The organism is Sinorhizobium sp. CB7, assembly GCF_041357635.1.
Taxonomy (GTDB): domain Bacteria; phylum Pseudomonadota; class Alphaproteobacteria; order Rhizobiales; family Rhizobiaceae; genus Rhizobium.
Genome location: NZ_JAULLL010000012.1, coordinates 97,086 through 106,692 on the forward strand (window position 1 = coordinate 97,086; position 9,607 = coordinate 106,692).

Below are 9,607 nucleotides of genomic sequence, written 5' to 3' on the forward strand. Positions count from 1 at the left end.
TTGGTTTGCGGGAAGATACGCATCCTTTTCAGGCGGCAATTTCGCGATAGGGTCGCATGTCTCGGGCGGCTTTCAACGCGTAGGCCCACCATTGCAGCCGCGCCATCATCAACGTCAGCGACTTGCGGGCATCGATTGGATTTTCCAGCGTGCCATCCGCCGCAAAACGGCCCCACGGATTAGCGAAACTGACGGTATCGCGAACCGTGACGGTGTGGAGCTCGGCAAAGACCAGCCGCAACTGCTCAACGGCGCGAACCCCTCCGGAAATGCCGCCATAGGAGACAAAAGCGACCGGCTTCCCATGCCACGGCGTATAGAACAGGTCGAGAACCGATTTCAACGAGGCGGTGAAGCTGTGGTTATACTCGGGTGTGACAACGATGAATGCATCCGCCAGGGCAAGCCGCTCCGATAGCTCCGCAACAGCGGGATGATCGGTGGCATGATGGACGGGAAGGCCGAATTCGAGCGGATCTACCAAGTCGATTTCGAGTAGCGGATAATGGTCAAGTTCTCCCGCCACCCATTTGACCACGCGGTCGCACAGCCGGCCTTTACGCGTGCTGCCATAGATGATCGCCACTCGGAGAGATTCTCTCATGCATTGCTCCTGCTTTACGGGTCGAGGAGCGAGCGTTATAAAACCTCAACTAAACTTGAGGTCAAGAGGAATATGGGCAGAATTTCCGCCGACGAGTTCAACCGGCTGCTGACGGTGGGGGAAGTCGCGGAGCGCAGCGGTGTTGCGGTTTCCGCATTGCATTTCTACGAAACGAAAGGGCTTATCTCGAGTCTTCGCACCAGCGGCAATCAGCGGCGTTATGCCCGCGAGGTGCTGCGCCGGGTCGCGATCATCAAGGTGGCGCAGCGTGTCGGCATTCCGCTGGCTGAGATCCAGGCGGCCTTTGAGATGCTGCCGCAGGGCCGAACACCCACGGCTTCGGATTGGAAGGCGCTTTCGTTAGCCTGGAAGGACAATCTCGACGCACGCATCAAACGGCTGACAGGTCTGCGGGATCAACTCACCAATTGTATCGGCTGCGGTTGCCTCTCGGTCGAAGGTTGTCCGCTGCGAAACCCCTATGACGTACTTTCCGAGCAAGGGCCAGGACCGCGACTGCTCGACCCATGACAGCAGCGGCTGCCACCGTCACACAGCCGAAAAGGCGCTGCCGTCTGCCACAAATGATTGTCCGCTTCTGCCCTCGAATTTAAAACCGAATCGGTCCGGCTTGCCAAGATCATGGCTATCCGCATCTATAGCAATTGGACGAATGCATGAGCAAAATGGGGGATGAGAAAAGGTGTCGGACCATACATCGCCATTGGCGCCGTTCAAGCACGAGACGTTCCGCGCCATCTGGTTTGCCAACCTTTCTTCCAACTTCGGTGGCCTGATTCAGGCTGTCGGCGCTGCCTGGATGATGGCGTCGATTTCGGAATCGGTGAACATGGTGGCGCTCGTGCAGGCATCGACCGCCCTGCCGATCATGCTCTTCTCACTCGTTTCCGGCGCGCTGGCGGATAATTTCGATCGCCGCCGTGTGATGCTGACTGCACAGTGTTTCATGCTGACGGTATCGCTGATCCTGACGGTTTCCACCTATTTCGAACTGATCACGCCCTGGCTTCTTTTGACCTTCACCTTCCTCATCGGATGTGGGACCGCCCTCAACAACCCGTCCTGGCAGGCCTCCGTCGGCGATATGGTCCCCCGCAGCGATCTTCCCGGCGCCGTCGTCCTCAATAGCATGGGCTTCAACATTACGCGCTGCATCGGTCCGGCGGTCGGCGGCATGATCGTCGCTGCTGCGGGGGCAGCCGCCGCTTTCGCCGTCAACGTGTTCTGTTATTTCGCGCTGATCTTCACCCTGGCACGATGGCGGCCAACACGCGCCCCAAGCGCGTTGCCCCGTGAGCCGCTCGGCCGCGCGGTTTCTGCCGGCCTGCGCTATGTCGCCATGTCCCCTAATATCGGCAATGTTCTCCTCCGCGGCTTCCTCTTCGGACTTGCGGCCAGTGCCATCCTGGCGCTTCTTCCGCTCGTGGCACGCGATCTGGTCAAGGGCGGGCCGCTCGTCTACGGCTTCCTGCTCGGTTCGTTCGGCATCGGCGCGATCGGCGGTGCGCTCGTCAGCACCCGCTTGCGGGAAAGCATGACGAGCGAGGCAATCGTCCGGCTCGCCTTCACGGGATTTGCCGCCAGCGCCGGTGTCCTGGCGGTAAGCACGAACGCCTGGCTCAGCAGCGCCGTTCTGCTTCTGTCGGGAGCCTGCTGGGTGCTTGCGCTTTCGCTGTTCAATGTGACGGTCCAGCTTTCCACGCCACGCTGGGTCGTCGGCCGGGCATTGTCGCTCTATCAGACCACGACCTTCGGCGGCATTGCGGGGGGAAGCTGGATATGGGGTCTGTCGGCAGAGGAATTCGGCCCTGATCTCGCGCTTGCAGGATCGAGCATGCTGCTGCTGCTCGGCGCAGCCATCGGCCTGCGCATGGCTTTGCCCGAAGCAAAATCCATGAACCTCGATCCGCTCAACCGCTTCAGCGAGCCGTTGCTCAAGCTCGACCTGACACCACGCAGCGGCCCGATCGTTGTCATGATCGACTACAATATAGCCGAAGAGGACGTACCCGAATTCCTTGCCGTCATGTCGGACCGGCGCCGCGTCCGTATCCGCGACGGGGCCGGGCACTGGAGCCTGATGCGCGACCTGGAAAATCCGGAGGTCTGGACGGAGAGCTATCATACGCCGACCTGGGTCGAATATGTGCGACACAACCAGCGGCGCACGCAGGCGGACGCGGCAATCGGCGACAAGATCCGGGCGCTGCACCGCGGGCCTGACGAACCGCGGGTACACCGCATGATCGAACGTCAGACGGTGATGCCCGCAATTTTCGCCGTCGAGAGACCACATATCAACATGTCATGACAAAAAAAGCGCCCGGATTTCTCCGGGCGCTTTCATATCTTCTGTGAAAAGATCTCGTCTCAAGATGCGAGTGTCTTCGGCCCCTTGCTCTCCGATGCAGCCTTTTCGGCTTCGGCGGCTGCGACCGCGCCCCGATGGCGACGCCGCCAGTCGCCAAGGAAGAGCAGGATCGGCGCAGCGATGAAGACCGAGGAAACCGCGGCCACGCAGATACCGAAAACCATCGGAATGGCGAAGCTTTCCACCGCACTGCCGCCCCAGATGGCCATGGGCAGCATGCACAGGAAGGCGGTCGCGCCGGTATAGAGGCTTCGCGCCAGCGTCTCGTTGATCGACTTGTCGATGATCTCGCGCAACGGCATCGATTTATAGAGCCGCATGTTCTCGCGCATGCGGTCGTAGACGACCACCTTGTCGTTCACCGAATAGCCGACCAGGGTCAGAAGTGCTGCGATGGCCGTCAGGTTGAAGTCGAGGCCGGTCAGCGCAAAGAAGCCAACCGCCTTGGTCACGTCAAGGATTAGGGTGACGATGGCGCCGACCGCGAACGGCCATTCGAACCGCACCCAGATATAGACGAGCATCGCAAGGCTTGCGAGCACGACCGAGAGAATACCGGCCACCGCCAGCTCACCGCTGACCTTCGGTCCGATCACGTCGGTACCCTCGACCGTCGCCGTCGGGTCGATCTTGGCGACCTCGGCCTTCAGCTTGGTGACGGCCGCCGTCTGCGCCTCTTCGCCACCCGGCTGACGCTGCGCCCGCACGAGCAGGTGGTTGGCATCGCCGAAGGATTGCAGCGCCACCTCGCCGAGATCGAGACTGTTCAGGCCTTCCCGGAATTTGGGGAGGTCGGCCGCCTGCGATGTCTTGACTGACATTTGGATGCCGCCGCGGAAATCAACGCCGTAATTGAGGCCGGGCGTGATGAACAGGATGATCGAGGCAATCGAAAGGATTGCCGAGACGGTAACACCGATGAAGCGGGCCTTCATGAAGTGGATCTGTGTTCCGTCCGGAATGAGCTTTATCGGCAGGAGCGGCTTGATCTCGATCGTCTTCATCTTGCGACGACGGGCAATTGAGATCATGACCACACGCACGATCGCAACCGCCGTGAACATCGAAATCATGATGCCGAGGCCCATGGTGACCGCGAAGCCACGAACTGGTCCGGAACCGAACCAGAAGAGGATGGCAGCGGCGATGAGCGCCGTCATGTTGCCGTCGACGATGGTCGAATAGGCGCGGTTGAAGCCCGCATCGATGGCGGCGAAGGCACCGCGGCCCTTACGGGTTTCCTCACGAATGCGCTCGTTGATGAGAACGTTCGCGTCGACCGCAAGGCCGATGCCGAGAACGACGCCCGCGATACCCGGAAGCGTCAGCGTCGCGCCGATCAGCGTCAGGCCCGCGAAGGTCAGGATAACGTTGAGGGCGAGCGCGGCATTGGCAAGGAGACCCCAGGGACCATAGAGCAGAAGGATGAAGGCAGCGACGAAGACGAAGCCCAACAGGCCGGTATAGACGCCGCTACGGATGGCGTCGCCGCCAAGGTCGGCACCGACGGTCCGCTCTTCAATAACGGTAAGCTTTGCCGGCAGCGCGCCGGCACGCAGCATGGCGGCGAGCGTCGTTGCGCTTTCGGCGTTGAAATTGCCGGAAATCTGGCCCGAACCGCCGGTGATCGGTTCGCGAATGACCGGTGCGCTCAGCACCTTGTCATCCAGCACGATGGCAAAGGGATTGCCGACATTCTGCCGCGTGATTTCAGCGAAACGGGCCGCACCGGCACTATCGAAGCGGAAGGTGACGACGGGTTCGTGCGTATTGGGATCGAAGCTGACGCGGGCGTCCGAAAGGCGATCGCCCGAGAGCTCGACGCGATCTTCGACGGGGAAGGTATTGCCCTCGTCGTCCTTCAGCATCGTGACGCCGGGACCGGGCGCATTGTTGGGCGAGAGAAGATGGAAGCTCATCTTCGCGGTTGAGCCGAGCAATTCGCGCAGACGGCTGGGATCCTGTGCACCCGGGAGCTGGACCAGAATACGGTTACTGCCGATGCGCTGAATGGTCGGCTCCGCAACACCGACCTGGTCGACGCGCTGACGGATGACTTCCAGGCTCTGCTCGACGGCGGAATTGACATTGTTGGCAATGCCTGCCTGCGAGAAGCTCATATTGATATTACTGTTGCCGCTTGCCGTGACGCTGAGATCCGACTGGCCGGCGCTGAGACCGATACCGACAGGGTTGGCGAGCGTCTTGAGCTGGGCGATCGCGTCATCGCGCTGCGATGGATCGGCCAGCGTCACGACGATCTGATCCTGATTTCGGGCGACCAATCGCGTCTGAATATTCTTTTCACGAAGAACGCGTCGGGCGTCCTGGAGCAGCGATTGCAGGCGCTCCTTCACAAGGTCGGACTCGTCGACTTCAAGGACGAGATGCGATCCGCCGCGCAGGTCGAGACCAAGGGATACCTGATTGTGCGGAAGCCACGCCGGCAAACGCTGCAGCGTCGACTGAGGCAGGACGTTGGGAAGGGCGATTAATATGCCGAGGAGGATGATCACCGTATAGGTGGCCACCAGCCATGGTGAAGTGCGCATTGCTTAGTTTTCCTTCAAGACGCTCTGATCAGCGGCCGATAGTTTTCGCTGAGGGCTGTCGTCGATTTTCTGAAAGCGATCGGAAATCAGGCAAATTCCGGCGGCGGGCCACGCGGCCGATAGCCGTACGACACCGAAGCCTGTATGGGAACAACGGTCATGTCGGCATGCGGAGCGGATGCTCGCGGCAGATCCGATACGGCAGGCAGAGGCGGAAGTGCTGCCGACGACGGATCGTGGCCGCCTGCCTTTGCAAGGAGCTTCCTGTCCGGGACGAGAATGCCACGCACCGCATCGCGCGCTGTTACATGAAGCGGCTGCGATTCCTTGCCGGCGGAAAAGGAATTCAGAGAGCTTGTCGGACCAATGGAGACGTTGCCGCCGAAGAGGAGACCGAAATAGGCCACGATGGCGATGACGATGGAAGCTAGCACACGGCCGCCAAAGCCGCGCACATCCGCGTTCGTCTCGTCGTCTTCGACCATCCAGGTCTCGTTTGATGTCACAGGCGCTAACTTCTCTTATTTCTCGGCCGGCTCTCCGTCCGGACCAGATGCAGCCTGAAGCATTCTAACAGGCTGATCTTCGTCTTCATAGTGCGCGCCTTCATGATGCACTTGAGCGAGCCGGTCAACCATGCCGAGGGCGATTTCACGCTCGCCCATGATCACCGTATCGGCCCCGTACTGTTTCAATTCCTCGACCTCAGCATCCGAATGGGCTCGTGCGACGATCAGGATCGAGGCATTGGCCTCGCGCGCCTGTTGTGCCACGCGGCATGCCTCGAAAGCATTCGGAATGGCGATGACCAGGCTCCGGGCGCCAGTGAGATTGGCAAAGGAAAGAACCTCCGCCGAGGCGGCATTGCCGATGATCGCCTCGATGCCCTGCGCTTTGAGCTCGGCAACGCGCTTGTCGGAATCCTCGATGACGAGGAAAGGCGTGCCCGATGATTTCAGATTCTGTCCGACAATGCTGCCGACACGGCCATATCCGACAAGGACGACGTGGCCGCTAAGTGACGTCGGATATACTTCGTCCTCCGTAGATGCCGTCGCATCGAGCGGAGCTCCGCCAGATGTGTCATCGGCGCTTGCAGGAACCGGCTCTGCCGCGGCTCCCGGCTCGACGCCTGTATGGGCGGCCTCTTCGCGCCTTGTTTCGAGCAGCGGTTTCAAGTGCTCACAGATGATGAATACCACGGGATTGAGAATGATGGAGATGAGTGCGCCAGCGAGGATGAAGTCGCGTCCCTCGTCCGGCAATAGCCCAAGAGCAACACCGAGAGTGGCAAGGATGAAGGAAAATTCGCCGATCTGCGCAAGGCTCGCGGAGATCATTAGCGCGGTGCCGATCGATTTGCGGAAGGCGAGCACGATCAGAAAGGCGGCGACCGATTTGCCGACGATAATGATGAAGACGGTCGCAAGGACCGGCAGCGGATTTCGGATCAGGATCGCCGGATCGAACAGCATGCCGACGGAAACGAAGAAGAGGACGGCGAAAGCATCGCGCAAAGGCAGGCTTTCCTGCGCGGCGCGATGGCTGAGCTCGCTTTCCGAAAGGATCATGCCGGCAAAGAATGCGCCGAGCGCCAGCGATACTCCGAACAGCTTCGCCGCTCCGAAGGCCACACCGAGGGCGATCGCCAGGACACCAAGGCGGAACAGCTCGCGCGAGCCCGTATGGGCAATTCGGTGCAGCGTCCAGGGAATGAGCCGCCTGCCGAACACCAGCATCAGTCCGACAAAGGCAACGACTTTCAGCAGCGTCATCGCGATGATGCCGGTGATCCCCAGATCGAGACCAAGGAGCCGGCTGAGCTCTGCAGACAACGGCTCGACCGTACCGTGTCCATCGCCGATGCTTGCAGCAGCAGGGATGAGCACCAGCGCCAGGACCATGGCAAGGTCTTCGACGATCAGCCACCCAACGGCTATCTTGCCACGTTCCGTTTCAATGAGACGCCGCTCCTGCAGCGCTTTCAGCAGTACCACGGTGGAGGCAACCGAAAGCGCCAATCCGAAGACAAGGCTGCCCCCGAGAGGCCAGTCCATGAATGCGCCGAGCGCCCAGCCGAGCAACGTGGCGAAACCGATCTGCGCGATCGCTCCCGGGACGGCGATGCCACGTACGGACAGCAGATCCTTCAGGGAAAAGTGTAGGCCGACGCCGAACATCAGCAAAATGACGCCGATTTCAGCAAGTTCGGGGGCAAGGCTCTGATCCGCAACGAAACCGGGCGTATGCGGCCCGGCAAGAATGCCGGCGACGAGATAGCCGACCAGCGGCGGCAGCCGAAGACGGTTGGCGATCGCACCGAGGATGAAGGCCAGCACGAGACCTGCAACGATCGTGGAGATCAAAGGCGTATCGTGCGGCATATCGTTTTTCCCCGGCTGGTAATTCCATTTAAGTCATGACATATATGATTGATATTGACCAATATGGGCAGTTCTCGATCATGGGTCAAGGCAATAAGGTTATGATTCTGACCCCGGCGCTCTGTCGGGCCGCACGCGGTCTCCTGGACTGGACGCAATCGGATCTCGCTGACAAGGCTGCCATCTCGCGCAGCACGATCCGCGACTATGAAGGACGACACCGCGATATTCATCGCGCCACCGAAGCCCAGTTGCGCCTCGCTTTCGAGAACGGCGGCGTCGCCTTCGTGGAGCTCGAAGGGCTAGGCTGGGGCGTTTGGGCAAAGGAAACGCTATAAAAGAGTGCGAGCGCTTTTCCGGGAATTGCATAAAACAAAAAGGGCCGGAAGCGGTTCTGATCGCCAGCGCCGCACGCCTGCATTATTAAGGAGGAGATCCGGCCTCATGTCGAACGATCCGCCGACCGGATCTCCCGCCGCCGAAATTGGGTTTCCCGACAGCGGCTCTTTGTGACCAGCGCTACGCAAACATTCCATTTCAATAACTTGCGATAGACAAACGACCGTTAATATCCACCGCCCCTGTTTCACGCCGAGACAACAGGTCAGGTCCGGCGAATGCGTAGCCGTCGCGGTCGCCCGTAGTTAAGGAATCCTTAAAAGACGACTAAAGAGATAGACTATTGACAGCAACATCTGATCTGTCATCATATTATTAACGACGGTTAGCTTTCGTGATCATGGAGGTTAAGGATGTTTTTTCTCGGTGGCATGACCATGGGCTATCTTCATCCGCCTGCACCGGCAGAAGAAGCCGTCGCTACCAGCACAAAGGCCGTGGAAGAGAAAAATCGCCGGTTGCTCGTATCAAGGGAAGCATCACTTCCCCGCGACGGCAGAACGGAGCGACCCCTCATCTGGGCATGGCGAATCCTGTGCTGACATTCCGGAACAATTAAGGGCGGGTTGAATTTTCTCTCCTAAGCGTTCTGGAAGAAATTTTATCTCTACCTACTTAATAGAGTATATGTACTGATGGGGTTCGCTTCCCTTGTGGGGCGCCACACCAGAATGAACGGAGGCAACGGATGGCAAATCAGGGTATTTCGAATACTCATCTGAGTGGTTCCGTATCCGGCAACCGGTTTAAACCGATGGCACAATTTGGATGGCGCCACCGAATACAGTGGTTTACCCATGCGGCGCTCTTTACTGCGGCGTTTCTTTTCGTGGTCGCCCTCATATGCGGTGTTTTCAGCTGAGGCTGACTCTCTTTCAAACTTGCTCTCAGAAGTGAAGCAATCGGTAGCCGACCTTGTAAATCGGCCCGGATGGGCGCTTGTGTTAATCGCGAGTCCAGAGCCATAGGTTAATCCTATGCAGCGTGCTTTTCTAGTGAAAGTGAAGTTTCCGGCCTCTCCCCGGAACTAATTCGCGGTCGTGGGGTTAGCCCATCAGTAACGACCAAGGAGATCGCCATGCTTTACTATGCTCTTGTATTTCTTATTGTGGCGCTCATTGCCGGCGTCTTCGGATTTGGCGGCATAGCGGGTGCCTCAGCCTCGATCGCACAGGTTCTCTTCTTCCTATTCCTGATCCTGTTCGTGGTCTCGCTTGTCGCACGCCTGTTGCGGCGAACAGGGTAACATAAAAAGCATATCGACGGCGGCCCCTGG

9 protein-coding genes are annotated in these 9,607 nt (G+C 59.4%); 5 read left to right on the forward strand and 4 right to left on the reverse strand.

Going from position 1 to position 9,607, the window contains the following annotated elements:
* Positions 1-28: 28 nt before the first annotated feature.
* Positions 29-604 (reverse strand): NADPH-dependent FMN reductase, encoded by a 576-nt coding sequence (locus AAE029_RS22630; protein WP_371075144.1) that lies wholly within the window; start codon positions 602-604, stop codon positions 29-31.
* A 72-nt stretch (positions 605-676) separates the two neighbouring features.
* Here AAE029_RS22630 and soxR point away from each other — a divergent pair, with 72 nt between their 5' ends.
* Complete coding sequence (gene soxR, locus AAE029_RS22635) at positions 677-1,135, forward strand: redox-sensitive transcriptional activator SoxR (RefSeq protein ID WP_371075145.1); 459 nt, start codon at positions 677-679, stop codon at positions 1,133-1,135.
* A 172-nt stretch (positions 1,136-1,307) separates the two neighbouring features.
* Entirely contained in the window at positions 1,308-2,936 is a 1,629-nt protein-coding gene (locus AAE029_RS22640; RefSeq protein ID WP_371075146.1) for an MFS transporter, read from the forward strand.
* A 59-nt stretch (positions 2,937-2,995) separates the two neighbouring features.
* On the opposite strand, the gene secD is transcribed toward AAE029_RS22640, so the two are convergent.
* The 3 genes from secD to AAE029_RS22655 form a co-directional block, all read right to left on the reverse strand.
* Positions 2,996-5,548: a protein translocase subunit SecD gene (gene secD, locus AAE029_RS22645; RefSeq protein ID WP_371075147.1), complete on the reverse strand. Its 2,553-nt coding sequence runs from the start codon at positions 5,546-5,548 to the stop codon at positions 2,996-2,998.
* Positions 5,549-5,634: 86 nt separating this feature from the next.
* Positions 5,635-6,054 (reverse strand): hypothetical protein, encoded by a 420-nt coding sequence (locus tag AAE029_RS22650; protein WP_371075148.1) that lies wholly within the window; start codon positions 6,052-6,054, stop codon positions 5,635-5,637.
* Positions 6,055-6,069: 15 nt separating this feature from the next.
* Positions 6,070-7,932 (reverse strand): cation:proton antiporter, encoded by a 1,863-nt coding sequence (locus AAE029_RS22655; protein ID WP_371075149.1) that lies wholly within the window; start codon positions 7,930-7,932, stop codon positions 6,070-6,072.
* Positions 7,933-7,967: 35 nt separating this feature from the next.
* On the opposite strand from AAE029_RS22655, the gene AAE029_RS22660 reads away from it, so the two are divergent.
* From AAE029_RS22660 to AAE029_RS22670, 3 genes are all read left to right on the forward strand, one after another.
* Positions 7,968-8,270 carry a helix-turn-helix domain-containing protein gene (locus AAE029_RS22660; protein ID WP_371075150.1) on the forward strand — a complete coding sequence of 101 codons (303 nt, stop codon included), beginning with the start codon at positions 7,968-7,970 and terminating at the stop codon, positions 8,268-8,270.
* A 414-nt stretch (positions 8,271-8,684) separates the two neighbouring features.
* Positions 8,685-8,873 (forward strand): hypothetical protein, encoded by a 189-nt coding sequence (locus AAE029_RS22665; RefSeq protein ID WP_371075151.1) that lies wholly within the window; start codon positions 8,685-8,687, stop codon positions 8,871-8,873.
* A gap of 536 nt (positions 8,874-9,409) precedes the next feature.
* Positions 9,410-9,577 carry a DUF1328 domain-containing protein gene (locus AAE029_RS22670; RefSeq protein ID WP_371075152.1) on the forward strand — a complete coding sequence of 56 codons (168 nt, stop codon included), beginning with the start codon at positions 9,410-9,412 and terminating at the stop codon, positions 9,575-9,577.
* The last annotated feature ends 30 nt before the right edge of the window (positions 9,578-9,607 follow it).

Bases quoted from the DNA above. Each gene is read 5' to 3' on its own strand.
- AAE029_RS22660 (WP_371075150.1), top strand. From the start codon at position 7,968: ATGACATATATGATTGATATTGACCAATATGGGCAGTTCTCGATCATG.
- AAE029_RS22665 (WP_371075151.1), top strand. From the start codon at position 8,685: ATGTTTTTTCTCGGTGGCATGACCATGGGCTATCTTCATCCGCCTGCA.
- AAE029_RS22670 (WP_371075152.1), top strand. From the start codon at position 9,410: ATGCTTTACTATGCTCTTGTATTTCTTATTGTGGCGCTCATTGCCGGC.
- AAE029_RS22630 (WP_371075144.1), bottom strand. From the start codon at position 604: ATGAGAGAATCTCTCCGAGTGGCGATCATCTATGGCAGCACGCGTAAA.
- secD (WP_371075147.1), bottom strand. From the start codon at position 5,548: ATGCGCACTTCACCATGGCTGGTGGCCACCTATACGGTGATCATCCTC.
- soxR (WP_371075145.1), top strand. From the start codon at position 677: ATGGGCAGAATTTCCGCCGACGAGTTCAACCGGCTGCTGACGGTGGGG.
- AAE029_RS22655 (WP_371075149.1), bottom strand. From the start codon at position 7,932: ATGCCGCACGATACGCCTTTGATCTCCACGATCGTTGCAGGTCTCGTG.